At 66.2% G+C, this 21,393-nt stretch carries 21 protein-coding genes, 1 tRNA gene and 2 pseudogenes; 13 read left to right on the top strand and 11 right to left on the bottom strand.

Annotated features, from left to right (window positions below; genetic code table 11):
* Positions 1-165: 165 nt before the first annotated feature.
* Positions 166-732 (bottom strand): peptide deformylase, encoded by a 567-nt coding sequence (def, locus tag ASG80_RS12970; protein ID WP_056731359.1) that lies wholly within the window; start codon positions 730-732, stop codon positions 166-168.
* Between the two features lie 40 nt (positions 733-772).
* On the opposite strand from def, the gene ASG80_RS12965 reads away from it, so the two are divergent.
* The 4 genes from ASG80_RS12965 to ASG80_RS12950 all read left to right on the top strand — a co-directional run bounded on the left by ASG80_RS12965 (position 773) and on the right by ASG80_RS12950 (position 3,714).
* Positions 773-1,690: a DMT family transporter gene (locus ASG80_RS12965; RefSeq protein ID WP_056731357.1), complete on the top strand. Its 918-nt coding sequence runs from the start codon at positions 773-775 to the stop codon at positions 1,688-1,690.
* Between the two features lie 146 nt (positions 1,691-1,836).
* Complete coding sequence (locus tag ASG80_RS12960) at positions 1,837-3,093, top strand: glycosyltransferase (RefSeq protein WP_056731355.1); 1,257 nt, start codon at positions 1,837-1,839, stop codon at positions 3,091-3,093.
* Positions 3,094-3,103: 10 nt separating this feature from the next.
* Positions 3,104-3,177 (top strand) — tRNA-Ile (locus ASG80_RS12955).
* A 315-nt stretch (positions 3,178-3,492) separates the two neighbouring features.
* Positions 3,493-3,714: a ribbon-helix-helix domain-containing protein gene (locus tag ASG80_RS12950; RefSeq protein WP_056731353.1), complete on the top strand. Its 222-nt coding sequence runs from the start codon at positions 3,493-3,495 to the stop codon at positions 3,712-3,714.
* Positions 3,715-3,955: 241 nt separating this feature from the next.
* On the opposite strand, the gene ASG80_RS12945 is transcribed toward ASG80_RS12950, so the two are convergent.
* The gene (locus tag ASG80_RS12945; RefSeq protein WP_056731351.1) at positions 3,956-4,564 is read right to left on the bottom strand and encodes a TetR/AcrR family transcriptional regulator; all 609 of its coding nucleotides are present in this window, start codon (positions 4,562-4,564) and stop codon (positions 3,956-3,958) included.
* A 105-nt stretch (positions 4,565-4,669) separates the two neighbouring features.
* Here ASG80_RS12945 and ASG80_RS12940 point away from each other — a divergent pair, with 105 nt between their 5' ends.
* The 7 genes and pseudogenes from ASG80_RS12940 to ASG80_RS24885 form a co-directional block, all read left to right on the top strand.
* Positions 4,670-5,953, top strand: coding sequence for an extracellular solute-binding protein (locus ASG80_RS12940; protein WP_056731349.1), 1,284 nt, complete (start codon positions 4,670-4,672; stop codon positions 5,951-5,953).
* A 207-nt stretch (positions 5,954-6,160) separates the two neighbouring features.
* The gene (locus ASG80_RS12935) at positions 6,161-6,934 is read left to right on the top strand and encodes a carbohydrate ABC transporter permease (RefSeq protein WP_369816260.1); all 774 of its coding nucleotides are present in this window, start codon (positions 6,161-6,163) and stop codon (positions 6,932-6,934) included.
* 1 nt (position 6,935) lies between these two features.
* On the top strand, positions 6,936-7,784 hold the full coding sequence (locus ASG80_RS12930) for a carbohydrate ABC transporter permease (RefSeq protein WP_056731347.1): 849 nt from the start codon (positions 6,936-6,938) through the stop codon (positions 7,782-7,784).
* 618 nt (positions 7,785-8,402) lie between these two features.
* Positions 8,403-8,546, top strand: coding sequence for a hypothetical protein (locus tag ASG80_RS24895; RefSeq protein ID WP_156401834.1), 144 nt, complete (start codon positions 8,403-8,405; stop codon positions 8,544-8,546).
* A complete protein-coding gene (locus tag ASG80_RS24890) occupies positions 8,489-9,445 on the top strand; it encodes a DUF5597 domain-containing protein (RefSeq protein WP_369816259.1) in 957 nt (318 codons plus the stop codon). The genes ASG80_RS24895 and ASG80_RS24890 overlap by 58 nt, the downstream gene beginning before the upstream one ends.
* Entirely contained in the window at positions 9,442-10,644 is a 1,203-nt protein-coding gene (locus ASG80_RS12920; protein ID WP_056731344.1) for a family 1 glycosylhydrolase, read from the top strand. Before ASG80_RS24890 ends, ASG80_RS12920 begins: the two co-directional genes overlap by 4 nt.
* A pseudogene (locus ASG80_RS24885) lies at positions 10,641-10,949 on the top strand (Gfo/Idh/MocA family protein); the annotation flags it as partial. The gene ASG80_RS12920 and the pseudogene ASG80_RS24885, both read left to right, overlap by 4 nt.
* Before the next feature lie 101 nt (positions 10,950-11,050).
* On the opposite strand, the pseudogene ASG80_RS12915 reads toward ASG80_RS24885, so the two are convergent.
* The 6 genes and pseudogenes from ASG80_RS12915 to ASG80_RS12895 all read right to left on the bottom strand — a co-directional run.
* Positions 11,051-11,432, bottom strand: a pseudogene (locus ASG80_RS12915) (alcohol dehydrogenase catalytic domain-containing protein); the annotation flags it as partial.
* Between the two features lie 73 nt (positions 11,433-11,505).
* The gene (locus ASG80_RS23585; RefSeq protein ID WP_156401832.1) at positions 11,506-11,643 is read right to left on the bottom strand and encodes an alpha/beta fold hydrolase; all 138 of its coding nucleotides are present in this window, start codon (positions 11,641-11,643) and stop codon (positions 11,506-11,508) included.
* Positions 11,644-11,806: 163 nt separating this feature from the next.
* Complete coding sequence (locus tag ASG80_RS12910; RefSeq protein ID WP_235508312.1) at positions 11,807-12,829, bottom strand: alpha/beta hydrolase; 1,023 nt, start codon at positions 12,827-12,829, stop codon at positions 11,807-11,809.
* Entirely contained in the window at positions 12,826-13,413 is a 588-nt protein-coding gene (locus ASG80_RS12905; RefSeq protein ID WP_056731340.1) for a TetR/AcrR family transcriptional regulator, read from the bottom strand. Before ASG80_RS12905 ends, ASG80_RS12910 begins: the two co-directional genes overlap by 4 nt.
* Before the next feature lie 23 nt (positions 13,414-13,436).
* Positions 13,437-14,438 (bottom strand): enoyl-CoA hydratase/isomerase family protein, encoded by a 1,002-nt coding sequence (locus ASG80_RS12900; RefSeq protein ID WP_056731338.1) that lies wholly within the window; start codon positions 14,436-14,438, stop codon positions 13,437-13,439.
* A 51-nt stretch (positions 14,439-14,489) separates the two neighbouring features.
* Positions 14,490-15,305 (bottom strand): oxidoreductase, encoded by an 816-nt coding sequence (locus ASG80_RS12895; RefSeq protein WP_200952561.1) that lies wholly within the window; start codon positions 15,303-15,305, stop codon positions 14,490-14,492.
* A 44-nt stretch (positions 15,306-15,349) separates the two neighbouring features.
* Between ASG80_RS12895 and ASG80_RS24145 the strand changes: the two genes are divergently transcribed.
* Both ASG80_RS24145 and ASG80_RS12885 read left to right on the top strand, forming a co-directional pair.
* Positions 15,350-15,607 carry a hypothetical protein gene (locus tag ASG80_RS24145; RefSeq protein ID WP_200952560.1) on the top strand — a complete coding sequence of 86 codons (258 nt, stop codon included), beginning with the start codon at positions 15,350-15,352 and terminating at the stop codon, positions 15,605-15,607.
* Positions 15,608-16,309: 702 nt separating this feature from the next.
* A complete protein-coding gene (locus tag ASG80_RS12885) occupies positions 16,310-17,737 on the top strand; it encodes an alpha/beta hydrolase domain-containing protein (protein ID WP_156401831.1) in 1,428 nt (475 codons plus the stop codon).
* Positions 17,738-18,357: 620 nt separating this feature from the next.
* Here the strand turns inward: ASG80_RS12885 and ASG80_RS12880 are convergent.
* The 3 genes from ASG80_RS12880 to ASG80_RS12870 all read right to left on the bottom strand — a co-directional run bounded on the left by ASG80_RS12880 (position 18,358) and on the right by ASG80_RS12870 (position 21,387).
* Complete coding sequence (locus tag ASG80_RS12880; protein WP_056731330.1) at positions 18,358-19,095, bottom strand: SDR family NAD(P)-dependent oxidoreductase; 738 nt, start codon at positions 19,093-19,095, stop codon at positions 18,358-18,360.
* Between the two features lie 4 nt (positions 19,096-19,099).
* Positions 19,100-20,509, bottom strand: coding sequence for an aldehyde dehydrogenase family protein (locus ASG80_RS12875; protein WP_056731328.1), 1,410 nt, complete (start codon positions 20,507-20,509; stop codon positions 19,100-19,102).
* A 218-nt stretch (positions 20,510-20,727) separates the two neighbouring features.
* Entirely contained in the window at positions 20,728-21,387 is a 660-nt protein-coding gene (locus tag ASG80_RS12870) for an ABC transporter ATP-binding protein (RefSeq protein ID WP_235508311.1), read from the bottom strand.
* Between the last annotated feature and the right edge of the window lie 6 nt (positions 21,388-21,393).

Raw genomic sequence — 21,393 nt, 5'->3', positions numbered from 1 at the left:
GGAACTCCGCCCTCAGCTCCGCACGATCCCCTGAAAACGACACGGTGGCCGCAACCTCCTGAAAATCAGGGTGTTGCGACCACCGTCAGAACCCGCAGACCGGGCGGCCCTTCGTCGGTTCGGGACGTGTCCTGGGAGGGAGCTGCGCCGCCCGCTGCCGCGCGTTCAGCCCTCGAGGTCGTCGACGCCCGGCATCCAGGATTCGCCCGCCCCGCCCCAGCCGAGCTTGCGCATGATCTTGGCGACGATCCGCCGGTCGTGGTCGTCCAGGCGATCCGTGTACAGCGTGCCGTCGAGGTGGTCGTACTCGTGCTGGAAGATACGGGCGAGCCACCCCTCGGCCGCGATCTCGAAGCGTTCGCCGTCGAGGTCGGTGGCGCGCAGGATGGCGCGTTCGGCCCGCCGGAGCCCGAACCGCTCGCCCGGGAATGAGAGGCACCCCTCCGACTCCTCGTCGAGGTCGGGCTCGCCCGCAGGCGGCGGAGTGATCCACAACTCGGGGTTGATCGCCACGCCCCGCCAGCGCGAACCCGACTCGTCGACCCAGCCGTAGGTGAACAGCCGCAGCGGCACGCCGACCTGCGGTGCGGCGAGGCCGACGCCGGGCGCGGCATCCATCGTCTCGAAGAGGTCGCGCACCAGCGCACGGAGCTCGTCGTCGATCGTCTCGACGGGCAGGGCGGGGGAATGCAGCACCGGATCGCCGGTGATGCGGATGGGGAGCACGGCCATTCGGCAAGGATATCCGGGGGCGAACGGGTAGGGTCGTTGCGTGGATCCGGACCTGAGCGACTTCTCCGAGCAGATCGCGCTCGACCCCACGCAGTTCATCGGAATCCCGCTCGCGCTCATCGGTGCCGTGTTCCTGTCGCTCGGTGCCCAGTTCCAGCACCGCGGCGTCGTGAAGGTCGAGGCGCGCACCGTCGACACCCTCGGCAAGGGGCTCAGCGTCAACCAGCTCGCCCTCCTGCTCGCCCGGCCCTCCTGGGTGATCGGCACGATCATGCTGGGCCTCGCGATCATGTTCCAGCTCGGCAGCCTCTACTTCGCGCCCATCATCGTGGTGCAGCCGCTCGGCGCCATCGCCCTCGTGATCACGTCCATCCTCAACTCCCGCGTCAATCACGTGAAGCTGAACCGCAAGTCCATCATCGCGATCGTGATGTGCGTGGGCGGCGTGTTCCTCTTCGTCGGCGTCGCCGCGTTCACCGCAGTCGACAAGCCCGTCACCGATACGCAGCTCATCATCATCCTCGTCATCCTCGCGGTCGTGCTGGCGCTCGCGGGACTGGCGTTCGCGTTGTTCCGGCGCCGGATCCGGGCGATCTTCTACGTGATCATGGCGGGCGTGCTCTACGGCTTCGTGGCGACGCTCGCGAAGGTCGTGCTCGGCCGCATCGAGCAGGGCGAGTTCGAGTGGCTCACGTTCACCTGCCTGCTGGGGCTCCTCCTCGCGACCGCGCTCGGCGCGTACTTCGTGCAGAACGCGTACGCCACCGGGCCGCCCGACCTGGTGATCGCGGGCCTGACCGTCGTCGACCCGATGGTCGCCGTCGCCATCGGCATCATCGTGCTCGGCGAGGCATCCCAGGCGCCGCTCTGGGCCAACCTCGTGTTCGTGCTCGCCGGCGTCATCGCCGTGTGGGGCGTGTTCATGCTCGCCCGCAACCATCCGCAAACGCGCCTCTGAGCACCGCGCACGACATGCACGCGGGGGATCGCGCAGGCGTCGATGCGTAGACTATGGTCGGATTCAGTCCGCGTGCCGAACCGCCCGCGCCGCGCACTCCACGAGGCCATCGCCTCGACCCGACGATTTGTGAGGAACAACACCACGTGTCTGACACTCCCGGTGCGACAACCCCCGCCGGCACCGACGGCGCAGAGACGGAACGCCGGCTCACCATCCTGATCGGCGCCGACACGTTCGCCCCCGACGTGAACGGCGCCGCACGCTTCGCCGAGCGACTCGCCGCCGGGCTCGCCGAGCGCGGCCACGACGTGCACATCATGGCGCCGGCAGCGAGCCGGAAGCACGGCACCTGGAAGGAGGTGCACGAGGGTCGCGAGGTCACCGCGCACCGCATCTACAGCTGGCGTTGGTATCCGCACGACTGGCTGCGGTTCGCCCTGCCGTGGCGCATCAAGCAGAACAGCGCCCGCGTCATCGACGCGGTGAAGCCCGACGTCGTGCATTTCCAGTCGCACATCTGCGTCGGGCGTGGGCTGTCGATCGAGGCCCAGAAGCGCGGCATCCGGATCATCGGCACCAATCATTTCATGCCCGAGAACATGCTGGAGTTCACTCTGCTGCCGAAGGCGTGGCAGGAGTGGTCGGTCGGGCTCGCCTGGAAGGCGGCGCGCCGCACATTCGGGCGCGCGGAGGCCGTGACGACGCCGACCCGCAAGGCGGCGCAGTTCCTCGAGAAGCACACCGGGCTCACCGACGTGCACGCGATCTCGTGCGGCATCGACGCCCACAAGTACTCGCCCGATTGGTCGGCGCGCACCGAGAACCGCATCCTGTTCGTCGGCCGAGTGACGGGCGAGAAGCACATCGACGTGCTGCTGCGCGCCCTCACGCTCCTCCCCGCCGAACTCGACGCGAAGGTCGAGATCGTCGGCGGCGGCGACCAGATGCGCAACCTGCAGCACCTCGCGTCGGAGCTCGGCGTCGCGGAACGCGTGACGTTCACCGGGTATGTCACCGACGACGAGCTCCGCGAGGCGTATCACCGTGCCTCGGTCCTCGCCATGCCGTCGATCGCCGAGCTGCAGAGCATCGTCACGATGGAGGCGATGGCCTCGGCACTGCCGGTCGTCGCGGCCAACGCCATGGCCCTGCCGCACCTCGTGCATGACGGGGAGAACGGGTACCTCTTCGAGCCGGGCAGTCCCGAGGACCTCGCCGCGAAGCTCCGAACGGTGCTCGAGTCGTCGCCCGACGAGTACCGCGCGCTCAAGGAGGGCTCGCTCCGCCTCATCGCGGCGCACGATATCCAGCGCACGATCTCGACGTTCGAGAGCCTGTATCGTGGGAAGCCGGTGACCGACCCGGTCACCTACGCGGCGCCGGTGGCACTCCCCGAGTGAGGCGTCGCGAGGGGCGGTAGCTCAGCCGGTCAGAGCAGTGGACTCATAATCCATCGGTCACGGGTTCAAGTCCCGTCCGCCCTACCGAGAGAATCCCTGATCAGGGCAATCTATGTAGTACTCGAAGGGTTGGATGATTTGATCTCTGGTCTCGGGTTCAAATGCCGTATCGCGATGCCCGATTTGCCGACTGATCAGGGGGTTTCGGTAAGCGGGCTCGGGGCACGGCTGGATGCCTCCAACAGTTTTGCAGTGGGATTGTGAACATGTGCCGGGCGCGGAATCAGTCGTGTCGGCAGTGATCGTGCGGCGCAAGGCGTCGGCACCGCCGTCGTTCGGTGGGGTTGAGCGCGCACGTTTATCCAACACATTTACTTCGGAGCATGTGTTCGGGACTCCGTGGCCAGTGGTGGCGTCCGCAGGGGCGGCCTGCCGGTATACGACGTCGAGACGCTGAAGCGGGGGAGGGGGGTCGGCCCGACCGTGGCGGGGGAGCCGTCGCAGGTCGTCGCACTTCGGCTGACGCTGAACGATCTCGCCACGCTCGACGCGCGGGCCGAACGTGAGGGGAAGACCCGCTCCGAGGTCATCCGCGAGGCGTTGGCGGCATCGGCCGCGTGAAGGTTCATGACGCTGCGCTCCAAGCACGACATCAACGCCGAGGACGTGATCCAGGCTCCCACCTGGGCTGTGTGGATCGAAGATCTCGACGACGACAGCCCTTCGCACCAACTTCGGTTGGGGTTCGACTCCCGTCCTTCCACCCGCTGCGTCCTACGTGGGATGGCGGCGTCCTAGCGTGAGATCTGCCAGGCCGTGTCGATCTGCTCGAACTCGCGAAGTTCAGTGCATTCCCGACCGCTCAGCCGAGGAGTCGAGCGAGCGCCCGATCCATACGACCCGGCATGTCCTGTGAGGGATCCAGCAGCCACTGCAGTTGTAGGCCGTCCCACACTGCGATGATCAGGTGGGCCGCCTGTTCAGGATCCACATCCGATGGCAACCTGCTCTGCTCGACGTCGTGTGCAATAAGCCGCTGCAGCACTGTTGCGAGGTTTTCGTACCGTTTGACGAACCATCCGTGTGCTGGGTGCTCGGGGTCGGATGCCTCGGATGACACGATCGCGAGAAGGCGCAACAGTTCAGGTCTGTCGAGGTTGTGTGTCACGACTTCGATGATCGCGGTCTTCACACCTTGGGCGCGGGCGCGATCGAGGAACCAGTCAGCCGTCTGGTCGGCATTCTCCAGCACGGCGGCGAGGAGGTCGCTCTTCGCAGGGAAATGATGCACGACGCTGGTAAGGCTCAGCCCGATCTGACGCGAGATGTCGCGAAGTGAGCCGCCATGGTATCCACGCGTGGCGAAGACATTGGTCGCGGCATCGACGATTTCCTGTCGCCGCTTCGCGGTTTTCGCATAGGGCCCGCGCCGCACCGGGGCGGTGCCGTCGGTGCCCGTGTCGGATGCCATGCGGCAATGTTACCGGCCTTGCATTGAAAATGTTGCAACTGTTCGGGTTTGGGGTTATCGTCGTCTCACACAGCACCCAAGCTGACTCGAAGAGGAGAAACTGCAATGGCACGCAAGACAGGTCTGGCCGCTCTCGCGAGCGGCATTCTGGTCGTCCTGGCTCTCGCAGGATGCGGACGCGCGGACACGGCGGGCGGCGACGTCAAGGCCGGCGCCGCGATCGATGACAGCTCGGCGTCAGGGACGATCAACGTGTGGGCGATGGGAACCGAGGGCGAGCTCCTGCCCGATCTCGTCGCCGAGTTCGAGGAGCAGAACCCCGACGCGGATGTCACGGTGACCGCGGTCCCGTGGCAGGACTACGCGAAGAAGATCGAGACCGCTGTCGCATCCGGGTCGACCCCGGACGCGACAATGATCGGATCGTCGGATCTGGCCTCGTTCGTGGCCGGTGGCGGCCTGGACCCGGTCCCCGACGGACTCGTCGACGACGCGTCCTTCTTCGCCGGCGCACAATCGAGCACCGAGATCGACGGCGCCACCTACGCGGTGCCATGGTACGTCGAGACCCGAGTCCTTTTCTACCGTGCCGATCTCGCGAAGGCCGCCGGTGTTGCGGCCCCCAGGACGTGGGATGAGTTCGATGAGTTCGCCAAGGCACTTCAGGGCGAGGGGGCTGAATGGGGCTTCTCCTCGGCGACTGGGGCGCCGTACACCTGGCAGGGTGTCCTCCCGTACATGTGGCAGGCGGGCGCACAGCTGACTGACGACGGACTCAAGGACTTCACGTTCGACACGCCCGAAGCACTCGAGGGCTTCGAACGGTACCAGTCGCTCTTCACGAGCGGCATCGCGAGCCAGAACGGACCCGTCAACCTCGGCGAGATCGAGCCGCAGTTCGTCTCCGGCGCGGTCGGCTCGTTCATCTCCGGCCCGTGGGAGACCGGCCTTCTGGTACAGGCGGGCGGTGAGGACTTCCTCGCAAACGTCGGGCTTGCTCCCATCCCTGCCGGACCGGACGCGAACACCTCGTATATCGGCGGGAGCCACTTCTCGGTCTTCAAGGACGCGAAGAACCGCGATGGAGCCTGGAAGCTCGTCCGGTGGCTCTCGGATGCCGGGACGCAGGAGAAGTGGTTCGAGATCTCCGGCGACCTGCCCGCCGTCCAGTCCGCCTGGGAAGGCGACGCGCTGGCCTCCGACCCGAACCTCGCCGTGTTCGGTGAGCAGCTCCAGAACGCCCAGAACGCGCCGGCTGTCACGACCTGGACCCAGGTCGGCGCCCTCGTCGACAGCGAGGCCGAGAAGGTGGCCAAGGGCGTCAGCACCCCCGAGGACGCGCTCGCCGCAATCCAGTCCGGCGCCGAGAAGATCGGTACGGGGGAGTAACTTCTCGTGTCTGCTACTACTCTGATCGCTCCTTCCGAGGCGGCGACCACCTCCCCGCCTCGGAAGAGGGACCGCGCCCAGTCGCGGTCGCCCCGGAGGAGGGGCCGCGCCCGGGCGCGACGAACACTGGTCGCCTGGCTGTTCTGCAGCCCGTTCCTGTTCTTCTTCCTTCTCTTCGGCCTCTGGCCAGTGCTCGCATCGCTGCTGATGAGCTTCACCGACATCACCAGCCGCGACCTGCGCACCCCGTTCAACGTCGGATTCGTCGGGCTGCAGAACTACCTCGCGCTGTTCTCCGACGACACGTTCGTGCGCTCGGTGCTCAACACGCTCTACTTCGTCGTGGTCGGCATCCCGCTCACGATGGTCGTCGCGCTGACGATCGCCGTCGCACTCAACTCGGGCATCACGCGGCTCAAGGCCGTCTTCCGCGTCGGCTACTTCGCACCCGTGGTCACCAGCATCATCGCAATCGCCGTCGTCTGGCGGTACATGTACCAGGACGACGGCCTGTTCAACGCGGCCCTGGCCGTGATCGGCATCGATGGGCCGGACTGGCTCAACGATCCGGCGTGGGCGATGCCCGCACTGATCATCATGGCGGTTTGGCGGAACTTCGGCATCCCCATGGTCATCTTCTTGGCCGGACTGCAAGCGATCCCCACTGAACTGCACGAAGCCGCCAGCGTGGACGGCGCAGGTAAGTGGCGTTCATTCCGCAGTATCACTCTGCCCCTGCTCCGGCCGACGACACTTGTCGTCGCAGTTCTCCTCAGCATCGCCTACCTGCAGTTCTTCGAAGAACCCTTCGTCATGACCGGCGGCGGCCCCTTGGACAGCACGACGTCGATCGGCTACTTCGCCTACGAACAGTTCGGTTTCGGGCTCTACGGCATCGCCTCGGCGGCGTCCTACGTACTCGTGCTCGTCATCGCGCTGCTCAGCTTCCTCCAGTTCCGCCTATTCCGCTCCAGGAGTTGACATGACTATCGCCGCCCCGCGGCGCACCCTGCGGCGACCTTCGCCGCGTGCGCTGATCTATATCCTGCTGTCGCTCGGACTCGTCATCACACTGGCGCCGTTCGCGTGGATGCTGCTCGGCTCGATCAAGCCGACCGGAGAGATCCTCGCCAACCCCAACCAGTGGCTCCCCGAGAATCCCACGCTGTCCAACTTCACCGACCTGCTCGCCAAGCAGAACTTCGGGCTGTACTTCTTCAACAGCGTGCTGGTCGCAGTGGCGTGCGTCATCGGCAACCTGCTCTTCTGCTCGATGGCCGGCTACGCCCTCGCGAAGATCGACTTCGCCGGCAAGAAGTTGCTCTTCTCGCTCGTGCTGCTGATGCTGGTGGTGCCGGGCATCGCGACGTTCGTGCCCCTGTTCGTGCAGGTGAGCAACCTGGGAATGGCCAACAGCTACATCGGCCTGATCCTGCCCTACGTGGTCACACCCCTCGGTGTCTTCCTCATGCGGCAGTTCATCGGCGAGATTCCCGACTCGCTCCTCGAAGCCGCCCGGATCGACGGCGCAGGAGAGGTCCGAATCTTCTTCCGGTTGATCCTGCCGCTGTCAGGGCCGGCGTTGGCGACGCTTGCGATCCTCACCTTCCTCGCGCAGTGGAACAACTTCCTCTGGCCTCTGGTGATCGCCCAAACCGACGACATGTACACCCTGCCAGTGGCGCTCGCGCTGTTCGCCGTCGGAGCCAACGGCACGAACTACGGCCTCCTATTGGCCGGCTCGGTCGTCGTGGTGCTGCCGATGATCCTCATCTTCCTCTTTCTCCAGCGCTACTTCATCCAGGGAATCGCGAGCACGGGAATCAAATGACCAACACGAGCACCACAGCCACCGACACCGCCCCCTACCTCGACCGCACCACCGACCGTGCGCAGCTGATCGTCGACGGCACGGCATTTCCCGTTCTCGGCATCGAACTGCACAACTCCTCACCCTCCGGTGCGAACGCGCTGGCGCGCGGGCTCGAGGTCGCGCAGGCCGTCAACGCGAACACCATCCTCGCGAGCGTGACGTGGGAATCCGTGGAGCCGATCCAGGGCACATTCGACTTCTCCTCCGTCGATGTGCTCGTGTCCGAAGCGCGGAAGGCTGGGATGCGTCTGGTGCTTCTCTGGTTCGGAGCGTGGAAGAACGGTTCCTCCAGCTACGCGCCGGCGTGGGTCAAGAGGGACTGGGAGCGCTATCCCCGCTGCGTTCTCGCCGACGGAAGATTGTCCGACACACTGACGCCGTTCGGCCCGACCGAGCTCGACGCGGACGCGTTCCACGCTCTCGTCGAATACGTCGAGGCGATCGACTCCGACCAGCGCACCGTGCTGATGATCCAGATTGAAAACGAAATCGGGTTGCTGGGCGCTTCCCGGGACAACTCGGAATGGGCGAACGCCGCGTTCCACGCCCCGATACCGCTGAACTTGCAGGACGCCCTTGCACATCGACCCGGGTTCGAGCAGGGTACGTCGCAATCGTGGTCTGCCGTATCGGGCGACCCGCTCGGGCGCGACGAGGCATTCATGGCCTGGGGCTATGCATCCCTCGTGGAGCGTCTTGCGTCCCGAGCACGGCAGGTGACCGCGCTGCCGCTCTTCGTGAACGCTTGGCTGGACAGCGAGATCGAGATGGAAGTCGAAGGATTCGCTGTCGGCGGCGGCCAAGTTCCCGGAACCTACCCCAGCGGCGGACCCCTTCCACGTGTCGCCGACGTGTGGACAACGGCCGCGCCCAGTTTGGACCTGCTGGTTCCCGACCTGTACTTCGGGGACCCCGACACGATCTTGGGAGCCTTCGCCGAAGTCTCGCGAGGGCTGTTCATTCCCGAACAGCGACGCGACCTGTCCGGGATCGGCACCGCGTTCCTGGCGATGGGTCAATACCATGCGATCGGCATCTCGCCCTTCGGCGTCGACTCTGCCGAGAACTCCGAGATCAGTCCGCTCGCCGACGCCTACCGACTCCTCGCGGCTGCACACGCCGCCCGGAAAGGCTCCGCAGCAGGAGGAGGGAGCGTCGGTTTCCACCTTTCCGATGCGATCCCATCCGTGACCCGCAAGCTCGGGCGCACTGTCCTCTCGCTCAGTCGCCTGGCGGGGATCGGTGTCGACCCCGCTGGCGCGCACGGGTATGGCATGGTGGTTGATCTCGGTGGGGACCACTACCTCGCCGTCGGCCGTGGATTCCGCATCGAACTCCACGACCGCGACTCGGAATGGCAGGTCGGGCTGGAGTCTGTCGAGGAGCTCGGCTCCGATGGCAGCCGCGCCCGCTGGCTCAACGGAGACGAGACCGCGGGTGGCGCGGCGATCCTCCACCCGCCCGTACAGCGAACCCTCAGTCCATTTCCCATCCCGATGGACTACGCCCATACCGGCATCTCTCAATTCTCGGTGTACCGGCTGCCCCGCCATGATCGGGCGGCTGAGGTCGTCGAGCGTCCGTATCACCGCTACAAAGCCAACGAAGGAAGGACATGATGAACGTCGAGCGCGGATTCCTCTGGGGAGCCTCATCCGCCCCGCTTCAGATCGAGGGCAACAACGTGAGCAGCGACTGGTGGGCTCGGGAGGAATCCATCCCAGGAATGGTGCCGAGCGGCGACGCTATCGACTCGTACCACCGATTCCCCGAGGACATGCGCCTGCTCGCGGACGCGGGCCTGAACGCGTACCGTTTCGGCATCGAGTGGGCTCGTATCGAACCGCGGCAGGGTCAGATCTCGCGGGCGCAGCTCGCGCACTACCGCCGGATGATCGACACGGCCAGGAACCTGGGCCTCACGCCCGTTGTGACCCTCCACCATTTCACCAATCCGCAGTGGTTCGCTGAGCTGGGCGGTTGGCTGGCGGATGACGCAGTCGACCACTTCATCCGCTACGTGCGCACCGTGATCCCCATCCTCGACGGGGTGGAGTGGGTAGCCACCATCAACGAACCCAACATGATGACCATGATGATCGAGATGGCCCGAGCGGCCGAGTCAGGGGAGCTGCCGGAGTGGCAGAGCCCGACTGTCGAGGGCGCGGTCCAACCGCTGCTCCCGATCCCGGACCCGGAGGTCGGCCGTCGCTTCGTCGAGGCGCATCACGCCGTTCGCGATCTCATCCGCGATGCGACTGGTGCGAAGGTCGGCTGGACCGTTGCGAACCAAGCCCTTACCGCGAGCCCAGGCAACGAGACCAAGCACCGTGAGATCCAGTACGCACTGGAAGACCTCTACCTCGAGGCTGCCCGCGGCGACGACTTCATCGGCGTGCAGGCCTACTCCACCCAGCAGGTGGACGAGAACGGACTCGTGCCACACGCCCCACATCCCGACAACACCCTCGTCGGAACGGCCTACCGTCCGGACGCGCTGGGATTGGCCGTTCGGCACACCTGGGAAGTCACCGGAGGCGTCCCGATCCTCGTGACCGAGAACGGAATCGCGATCGGAGACGATGCCCGGCGCATCAGCTACACCTCCGGAGCACTCAGCGGCCTATTCTCCGCGATGGCCGACAGTATCGACGTCCGCGGGTACCTGCACTGGACAGCACTCGACAACTACGAATGGGGCCACTGGGAACCGACCTTCGGGCTGATCGCCGTCGATCGGGAAACCTTCGAGCGCACTCCCAAGCCGAGCCTCGCTTGGCTCGGAGACGTCGCCCGCCGTGGTGGGTTGCCAGCGTGACCGCGTCCCCGCAGCGGTGGGCCATCATCGGCACCGGCACGATCTCGCGCTCGATCACTGCCGACCTGGCCCGATGCGCAGGAGCCGAAGCCGTCGTGGTACACAGCCGGAACCTCGAAAAGGCGGCGCGCTTCGCCACGGAATTCGGAATCGCGAACGCGACGGCCGACTACGCTGCCATCCTCGCCGACGACTCGATCGATGCCATCTACCTAGCGACCCCGTTCGCCACCCACCACATCATGAGCCGCGAGGCCCTACTGGCAGCCAAGCATGTGCTGGTCGAGAAACCGATGGCGATGAACGCCGCCGAGGTCGCGGACCTGTTCGGTCTTGCCGCCGCACAGGGCGTCTTCCTGATGGAGGCCATGTGGATGAAATTCACCCCCGGGTTCCTGCGATTGCGGGCCACCAGCGGCAACGAGCCCGCCTCCTCGAGGGTGACCGTCGCCGGCTTGAGGGCTACGTCGGCCTCGGGCACCGCGATGCGCTCAGCGAAGGTTCCGATGCGGTCCGTGCGAAGCTGGGCATACACTTGGTCGCCGAGCGCGAACGCCCACACCTTCGCGCCGACGCCGATCACCGTTCCGGCGACGTCGCTGCCCATGACCTGCGGCAGCTCGTACCGGAGGAACGACTTGAACGCCCCCGCCCGGATCTTTTCGTCGACGACGTTGAGCCCAGCGGCCTGGACCTGGACGAGCACGTCGTGCTCCCCGACGACGGGCTCGGGGACGTCCGCTTCCTGCAGCGGCTCCTTTGTACCTGCTGACGACAAACGCGCGCATGGTGACGTTCCTTCGTGGTCTGGTGTTGTTCGGTTGGCTTGTGCTGATAGCGGATGACGCTGCGGTGGGGGAGCTATCGGCGGAGGAAATCACGCGCGGTGTCGAACTCGCGGTGGTACTGGAAGACGGCGCCGTGGCCGGAGTCGGGGTACACCGTCACCGTCGCGCCGGGAAGCAGCCGGGCCAGCTCGATGGCGTTCGCGGGCGGCACCCAGCCGGTCGCTTTCGCCGTGGACGATGAGCACCTGGCCGACGACCGACGACCACTCGGCCGGCGCTTTCAGGCGCCTGCAGGCCCCAGCGGCGCAGGGCAGTCATCTGTGCGCGGTACGTCCCCGGGCTGACCGGCTTGTCGCGCCCCGTCGTGCGTTCCTTCAGCTGCGCGAGATGGGCGCGGGCGGCTGACCCATCGTGTGCGTCCGTTCAGCCGTGTTGAGTGCTTCGTCCAGTGCGGTGGTTTGGGCCTGGAGGAAGGCCCGGGAGACCGCGGTTTTCGCTTCGATGGAGTCGAAGTTGTGGTAGGCGCCGGGCACGACGTGAAGGGTGCTGGCGACGCCGGCCTGCTGCAGTCGCCGGGCGTAGGCGACGTCCTCGTCGTGGAACAGGTCGTTGGTGCCGACGCCGATCCATGCGGGCGGAAGGCCGGAGAGGTCGTCGTAGCGGGCCGGCGCGGCCAGCGTGGGCACGTTGCCGTCCGAGGCGGTGGCGCCGAGGTAGGCGCGCCAGCCGAACCGGTTGCTGCGCGGGCTCCAGATGCGCAGCCGCCGCGGGTCGATGTCGGTGCGGGTGGTGGTCCGGTCGTCCAGCATCGGGTAGGACAGCAGTTGCAGGACCGGACGGATCTCGCCGCGTTCCTTCGCCAGTAGCGCCAGCGCTGCGGCCAGACCGCCGCCGGCGCTCTGGCCGCCGATGGCGATGCGTGCGGGGTCGATGTCGGGCTGGCGGGCGAGCCATTGCAGCGCGGTATAGCAGTCTTCCAGCGGCGTCGGGAACGGGTGTTCGGGTGCGAGCCGGTACTCCACCGAGACGACGACGATGTTGAGCTGATCGGCGATCCGGCGGCAGAAGTCGCTGTCCTGCGCCGCGTCGCCGAGCACCATTCCGCCGCCGTGGAGCCACAGCAGCGCCGGAGTCCGAGGCCGGGCCGATGCCGGCCGGAAGACGTGCACTGACACGTCGGCGTTCACGGAGACGACCTGCGCGTCCGGCCGTCGAGCGCTCCCGGTGAGCTTGGTGAGGACACGGAGCGTGGGAAGCCTTCGGGCAGTGATGATGGTGCGGGGAAGGAACCGCGCGGCCCGCAGCTGCGGGTTGAAGGGTTGCGTGGTCATGGTGTTCCTGTCTGATGTAGCGACGTCGCTGGGTGTGCCGAGGCGTGTCGCGGAAATGTGGGTCATGGTCCGAGCTCGGCGTCCACCAGGGCCAAGGCATTGCGGAGGCCCTGCTCGAGGAGGTCGTCTGAGAGCTGTCGGTCGGTCAGGGCGCGGGCAAGCTGCAGCGTCCCGGCCATCAGGCCGAGCAGGCTGAGCGCCTTCACGCGGGCCGAGAGCGGATCTTCGGGTGCCATGCGGGCGGCGAGGCCGTCGATGACCACCAGCACGCCATCGGTGTACGCCTGGCGCGTTGTCTCCGCGGAGCGCCCGATCTCGTCGAGCAGGGCCGCGTTGGGGCAGCCGTCGGGGTCGTCCCGGTGCTGGGCCGACAGGTACCAGCGCACGACCTGCTCGAGGCCGGCCGGGCCGGGCTCCGCCTGCGCGACGATGTTCGCGTGCAGTGTGTGCTGCTGGTCGGCGATCGCGGCGGCGACGAGGTCATCCTTGGATTCGAAGTGGGCGTAGAAGGCCCCATTGGTCAGGCCCGCGTCCTTCATGAGCGTCGCGACACCAGAACCGTCGATGCCGTCCCGCTTGAGCCGTCGACCGGCGGTGGCAATGATCCGCTGTCGTGTCTCCTGCTTGTGTTCTTTCGTGTACCGCACCATGTGTTCCTCCATCTCAGCCGGGCTTACGCCCGGACTCGGCGGCTCTGTTGTGTGAGTGGTTCGTTCTCTTCGTTTGAACCAGCGCCGATGCGACCCTTGCGCAGTGCGCGGGCGTACGTCTTTGGGTCCAGCAGGGGCAGATCGCCCGTCGCTTCCGTTGCGACGACGTATTCGAGCATCCGCTTCTGGGCTTCTTCGGCCTGATCTCTCACGAGGAACTCCGCGTGCTCGAACTGCAGGCCGTCCAACAGTGGCATCGAGGCGCCGAAGTACACCGACCGCTTGATCGCCCCGAGCGACTTCTTCGACCGCAGGCTCAGGTACTCAGCTCGCTCGATCGCGCGCTCGAGCACCCTGTTCTGCGGTACCACTTCGTCGACAGCACCGAGCGCGAGGGCTTCTGCAGGGGTGAACGGCTTTCCCTCGAGGATCGCGGCTAGCGATTGCCGGGAGCCGATCAAGCGTGTCAGTCGTTGGGAACCCCCGCCGCCCGGGGTGAGTGCGAGCAGCACTTCGGTCAGGCCGATGACGAAGTCTCCATCTGCCATGATCCGCACATCACATGCCCAGGCGAATTCCGCGCCGATGGCGAGCGCCGAGCCGTTGAGGGCCGCGATGAAGATGGTGCCGCTCGCGTTCATCTTCAGGAACGTCGCGTGCAGGCCATCCAGTTGCAGGAGTGTCTTCAGCTTGGTCTTGCCTGCGAGTGACCTGATGCCCGGAATCTTGTTGATTGCGGTCGCTATGCGGAAGACGAACCCCGCGGTACGGGTACTGATGGGGGGAAAGCCGACGCCGCCCTCTTGGAGCCAGGTGATGTCCGCGTGGCTCAAGAATCGATCGGGATGCGCTCCGGTGAACACGACGGCGTGGATGCTGGGATCCTTGTCAGCCCGGTCGACGAGTCTGCCGAGTTGAGCGGCCATACCTGGATCCAGCAGCGCATGCTCGCCGCCATTAATGCGGACGACCAAGGTCGTGCCGTGTTCTTCTATTTCCAGTCCTGTTTTGTCTTCAGACGCCATGATTCGTCTCTCCGTAGTCGTTGTTGTCTCTGACAGAGCCAAGGTGGGCGATCAGGTCGGCATCCGGTTGAATCTGCGGATGACGCGGTCGAAGCTGCGGGCCGGGGCGACGCGGTACACCGCGTTGATGGTCCGGGCGGTCGTGCCGGCGGTGCGTCGGAGTTTCGGGTTCGGGTCGGTGGCCGCTGCGACGATCACGTTGGCGACGACGGCGGGGTCGTCGCCGCTGCTGAGGTTCTTCTCGATCAGCTCGTCGTAGTTGCGCCGTCCCGCCGCGTAGAGCGGCATGGGGGTGTCGGCTTGCACGCTGTGGCCTGCGAACGGGGTGTTGATCGGGCCGGGCTCGACGAGCAGGACCCGGATGCCCTGGTCGCGGACCTCGTGGTCGAGCGACTGGGACCAGCCCTCGACCGCGTGCTTGGTCGAGACGTAGAGGGCCATGAACGGGCTGGGCACGAAGCCGCTGAGAGAGGAGACGTTGATGATCCGTCCGCGGCGTTGGGCGCGCATGTGCGGCAGGACCGCCTTGGTCATCCGGATGACGCCGTAGACGTTGATGTCGAAGATGTCCTGCGTCTGGGTGATCGAGAACTCCTCGGCTGCGCCGGTGGCGCCGACGCCGGCGTTGTTGACCAGGACGTCGATCTGCCCGAACCGGTCGATCACCTGCTCGACCGCTGCGGCGACCGATTCGTCGCTGGTCACGTCGAGGTCGAGGTAGGTCACCCCGGCTGGCGCGGTGAGTCGGGCGGTGTGGCGGCCGGTTCCGATCACCTGGAAACCTGCGGCGGCCAGGGCGATCGCTGTGGCTTTGCCGATGCCTGAGGAGGCGCCGGTTACGAGCGCGACCTTGGGTGTTGCTGTCATCATGAGCTCCTGAAGTTTTAGATTACGTTCGTACTACCATACGTGTGAGCGGCTTCCAGGGCAAGACTTTCGGAAAATTAAATTATGGTCGTACTCTGAATGACGTGCGGGACGAGGATCACCAGCGGGCCGCAAGGGCGAAAGAGCATGCGGTGCGGTACAGCAAGGAGCAAAAGCAGGCGACGCGGCAGCGGATCATCGAGGCCGCCGGCCACCGGTTCAAGACTGACGGCGTCGATGGCTCAGGGATCGCTACGTTGATGGCGGACGCGGGGCTGACGCGCACCAACCGCCCGCACTAATGACGAGGCCGGCGGCCTTGCAGGATCTCGCATCTCGACGGTCTGTCAGGGCGCGCTGCTTGGGCACTCGTCAGTCGCTGGACTGTCGCGGACCACGGGCATCAGCAGCGTGACCGGTGCTATGCGCCGGCGGCCCGCGCTGTAGCCCCGGCTGGCGATGGGCAACCCAGTCGCGGTCTTCGTTCTGATCGGCACGAATGACCTAGGTATCGGCGATCCTGTAGAGGATGTGGCTGCGCGCGCCTTACGCCTGTTCGCAGAGATCGTGGCACGTTCGGGGGGAGCGCCCGTGTATGCGCAAAGCGTGATGCCTCGAGCAGCCTCGTTCGCCGCCGAGATCGCTCAACGCCGCAGGGAGTACCGACGAATGGCAGGGACCTGCAGGACAAACACTTCATCGACTTGGTGCCCGAGTATTCAGACGACGTGCCCTACGAAGCGAATACACGCCTACTGCTCCGGGAGTGCGATCCGAACACGCCGCGAGGTGTCGCCGGGTCACGATGCGAGAGTCACCGGCCGACAAGGGTTGTGCGTGGAAGGTCAACGTAGCGCACGCCGATCCGCAGGAGACTGCCCACGTCAGGAGTACCGAGCTCGCACCCGTGAGCCCGGCGTGTGCTGGGAGCCAGCTCCCATGCAGAGAAAGGCTCGAGAATGTTACGAAAGCACGTCCACGAGTGGGCAATGAGGCTTCGCGTCGTGGCGGGAGCGCTTCTGCCGTTGATTCTCATCGCAGCGCTCGTTTCCCTTCCCACCGCATCATTCGCGGCACCCACGGCAGCGACGGAGGCGAAGGCCGAGCCTACTCCAGTGCCGGCCGCGGCCCTCACGGAGGTCGATGTGCCGGGCACGACACCGCTTGGTGCCGCCGCCGTTGATCTGGCGGCCCTCGGCTACACCGAACGAGAGTTCTACGCCGACGGCGTGGCGAATCGCTATGCCGGGGCGGACACCGGTGCATTGCAAGCCGCGCAGGTCATCGACGGTGACTGGCCGTATCGCACTCGAGTGCTCGTCAGGACACCGGAGCCCGAGCGCTTCAACGGCACCCTGATCGTGGAGTGGGCCAACGTGACGATCGGCCAGGACGGCGAGTTCCTCTTCGCGGAGGTCTACGAGCATCTCTTGCGCGAGGGATACGCGGTCGCCGCTGTGTCAGCACAACGGGTCGGCGTCGAACATCTCAAACGATGGAGTCCCGAGCGCTACAGGAACCTCTCGGTGGACGTCAACGCCTGTGGCACGGGTGGGACGTCGCTGTGCACCGGCGACCCGCTGTCGTGGGACATCATGTCTCAGGTGTCGAAGGCGCTGAAGGACAACGCCGGCGACGTCGGACCGCTGCCCGGTCTCGAAGTGCAGAACGTCATCGCCGCTGGGCAATCGCAATCGGCGGGGCGTCTCACCGTGTACTACAACACGATCCAGCCGTTGTACGGCTTCTTCGACGGCTTCGTCTACGAGGACCAGGCCGGCCAGCTGCGATCGGATCGAGCCGTCCCTGCGATCAGCGTCAACTCAGACGCCTTCGCCTTCGGATTCCCGCGGACCACGTCGGAATACACCCGTGTCTGGGAAGTCGCCGGCGGAACTCACGCCTCGCTGTACGGGTCGCAGTACATGGACGACGTCATCGTTCGAGATCAGTCCCTCCTCGGGCCGAACGGGCCGATCTCCTTCACGGATTGGATCGAGCCGACCTGCGGGGTCCTCCCCGCGTTCAGCACGGTCGACTCGGGCCTGGTACTGAACGCCGCCATCGAATCCGTTCGCGAATGGATTCTGAGCGGAACGGCCGCGGCGCCTTCGAAGCTCTTCGACCGGGATGCCGCGGGTGTGCCGATGCGCGATGCAGACGGAAACGCGCTCGGGGGTGTGCGGCTCGCACAACTCACGGCGCCGACCGCCTTCCTTTCGCCCCGCAACGGGGCGGCATTCCCCTGCTCCGTGTCGGGACAGCATCGCTACTACACCGACGAGGAGTTGAAGGCACGCTATGGAACCCATGAGAACTACGTGAAGGGGGTCCGCACCGCGATGCACGAGGCCCAGAGGGACGGGTATGTCCTGAAGTTCGATGAGAAGGCTGCGGTCGAGGCTGCGAAGGCCTCGAACGTCGCTCGCTGAGAACGTCGAAACCGCACCCTCTCGAGGCTGCGGCGGGACTGCGCACCGATCTCCGCATTCTGGAGATCGGTGCGCAGTCACCTGAGGGACAACCGAACCTCTGACGCGTTCTCGAGCTGGGCGAGGAACGGGTTGCGTTCCGATTGCTGTGCGTAGCCTGCGGCATCTCGCACGCATACGAGGCACCAGTGGCCGCCGGTCAGCACTAGGCGGGCGCTCCCCGTGAACTCGTGCCCGAAGGCGCAGCGCCAGTGCAGCAGCGACCCAACATCGCCGGGGGCGGCATCCGTGGAGAGGAGTTCGCCGCCGCGGTAGCCCGCGGCCTCGAGGTAGTCCAGTGCGGTCCATTCCGACGGATGCTTCGACTCGTCGTAGCCGTGGTAGAGCAGGCTCGGGGCGCGCTCGGGGCAGGGCGGCCAGAACGTCGACCAGTCGCCGATGGTCCAGAGTTCACATCAACGCTGATCGTGTGTGCCTCCACCGACCCCTCGGCGCGGGGGAGTCCAACGAAGCACCCGCAGTCGGATCGAAGCCGAGGTCTGCGCGGGATTTCAGATCTGCATTCGTGAAGCTCAACCCACAGTCCGCCCGGCCTGAGCCGAGTCGTCCGGGCGGGGCGCTCAAATCCCGGTGACGAGGTACCCGCCATCGACTGGCAATACGGCACCAGTGATGAAGGACGCGGCGTCGGAGGCGAGGAACGCCACGACTGTTCCCACTTCTTCGGGGCGGCCGAAGCGTCTGAGCGGCGTGCGCGAGAGCAGCCGATCACCGATCACCGGATCTTCCTTCAGGGGAGCCAGCAGCGCGGTGTCAATCCAGCCCGGGGCGACGGCATTCACTCTCACACCGTCTGGCGCGTAGACCTCGGCCAATGACTTCGTCAGCTGCACGACACCGCCCTTCGCTGCTGAGTACGCCGCGATTGTGCCACCCCCGAAGTACGCGTACATCGAGGCGATGGTGATGACGCTTCCGCCCGCACGGGCGAGCAGCGGATGGGCGAGCTGGATGGTGCGATACACGGCGAGCAGTTGTATCGACACGACGCGCTGGAAGGGATCCCACTCGAGCTCCCGCTCGCCCAGGCTGATGCCGGCCGCAGGCACGAGGATATCGAGCCGGTCGAGGTCTGCGAACAGGCCGGTGAGCGCGGCGTCGTCGGTCACGTCGAGCTCGCGGACCCGAATGAGCGGATCGTCGAACAGTCGAGGGTCTGCGCCGAGGCCGACCGCGTGCACCTCGGCGCCCAACCTCGCGAGCACGCGGGCAGTCGCCGCGCCCAACCCGGAGGTCCCTCCGGTCACTACGGCGACATGACCGGCGAACACTCCGGAACGGAAGCTCGAGTCGGTCATCCCGCTATCCGTTGATGATCTGTGGCGCCGCGACGGATTTGAGGCCCTCGACGCCGAACTCGAGTCCGTAGCCGGATGCTTTCACGCCGCCGAACGGCGCCATCGGGTGGAGTGTTCCGTGCTGGTTGATCCAGACCGTTCCGGCCTCGAGACGAGCGGCCACCTCGCGGGCCTGCGCCGGATCCGAGGACCAGACGGATGCGCCGAGGCCAGTGTCCAGGCGGTTTGCGCTCGCAATGGCATCCTCGACGTCGAGGTATCGGATGATCGGGAGGGCCGGACCGAATTGTTCCTCGTCAACGAGCGCATCACCGTCGTGGAGGTCGGCGATGATCGTGACCGGGTAGAACAGGTCGCCGAGCTCCACCGCCGCCGCGCCGCCGGTGATCACCCGACCGCCGCGCGACTTCGCATCCTCGACGAGGCTGGAGACGATGTCGAACTGCTTCTTGTTCTGCACCGGGCCGAGCACGTTCGACTCGTCGAGACCGTTGCCCATCGGCATCCGGGCGACGACGTCCTTCAGGGCTTCGATCACCTCTTCATAGATCGAATCGTGAACGTAGAGGCGCTTGAGTGCCGCACACGTCTGGCCGGTGTTGATGAAAGCGCCCCAGAACAGGTTCTCGGCGATCTCGGCCGGGTCCGTTCCCGGCAGGACGATTCCGGCGTCGTTGCCGCCGAGCTCGAGCGTGAGCCGGGCGAGGTTGTTGGCGGAGCTCTTGATGATCTCGCGCCCGGCGGCGGTCGAGCCCGTGAACATCACCTTGGCGATGTCGGGGTGCGCCGCGAGCCGAGCACCCACCTCGCGGTTGCCCGAGATGGCGACGAGCACATCGGGGGGCAGGACCTCGTTGATGATGGAGACCATCGCGAGCACGCTCAACGGCGTAAAGGACGACGGCTTGACGACCACGGTGTTCCCCATTCGCAAGGAGGGGGCGATCTGCCAGATGCCGATCATCAGCGGCCAGTTCCACGGCCCGATGGCACCCACGACCCCGAGGGGCTTGTAGCTCAGTTCTGCCTTGGTCGCGCCGTCATCGACGACGACCTCGCTCTCGAGCACGGTCGCCCCCGCGGCGCGAAGCCAGGCGGAGCACGCCCCGACCTCGAAACGCGCGTTGGGGCCGTTGAGGGGCTTGCCCTGTTCGCGCGACAGCACTTGCGCGAGCGCCTCGCCCTCCGCATCGATGCGGTCGGCAGCGGCGTTGAGCAGCTCGATGCGTCTCGCGTGCCCGAGGGCCGCCCAAGCGGGTTGCGCCGCCTTGGCGGCGGCGACGGCCGCGTCAAGATCCTCGACGGTCTGCTCTCGGACGAGCCCGAAGGTCTCCCCAGTGGCGGGATCGGTGACCTCGCGGCCCTCGCCGGTGGGCGCCGCCACGCGGGCCAGCAGGTCGACGTATTCCGACATGAAATTCCTCCTAGATGAATGCACTTGATGCAGCCCTCCCAGCATCACGACGACCGAGCGAAATGCGGTTGACCGTGCGCGCACGCCGCGTGTCCATCAGCGCAGGTCGAGGAACACTGCCGCGAAACCGGCGATTCCCCGACCACATGCCAGCGGATGGCGACCGCGATCGCGGTCACAGCCAGCGAGGGTGATCTGCGCATCTCCTACCTCCGCGTTCAGCCGAGGTAGGAGGTCCTGAGCAGTTGCTCATCCGCCAGTAGCGTCGTCGCGGGACCGTGATAGGACACCCGCCCGCCGGTCACCACGACCGCATCGGTCGCCGCTTGCAGGGCCAACTGAGCGAATTGCTCTACCAACAGCACCCCGACGCCGGAGTCGGCGATGCCCCGGATGACCGGGACCAGGCGCAGGAACACCACTGGAGCCAAGCCGAGCGACATCTCGTCGATCATGATGTAGCGCGGCTTCGCAGCGAATGTGCGGGCCAGCACAACCATCTGCTGCTCGCCGCCCGAGAGGAGCACCGAGAGCGAGTCGACCCGCTTCTCCAACTCGGGGAACAGTGCCATCGCCTCGTCGAAGTCCTTCTTCGATCGGGCGGTCAGCTGCAGGTTCTCCCGAACGGTCAAGGACGGGAAGATCATCCTGCCCTGCTCGACGTGCTTGAGTCCGAGGAGGGATCGCTTGCGTCGCGACGTCTTGCTGATCTCCTCCCCGTCGAGCTGAATCGAGCCTGCGGCTATGGGGACGATTCCGGACATGGCCTCGAGAAGGCTCGTCTTGCCGGCGCCGTTCGGCCCGACCACTGTGGTGATCTCGCCGGGCCGGACTTCCAGGCTGACTCCGGAAATGACGGGGCCCACGCCGCGGCGCACCGTGAC

This window comes from Agromyces sp. Soil535, from assembly GCF_001428255.1.
In the GTDB taxonomy this organism is placed as follows: Bacteria; Actinomycetota; Actinomycetes; order Actinomycetales; family Microbacteriaceae; genus Agromyces.
The sequence above is the reverse complement of the archived record's forward strand: the minus strand, read 5'-3'. Positions and strand labels throughout refer to the sequence as shown.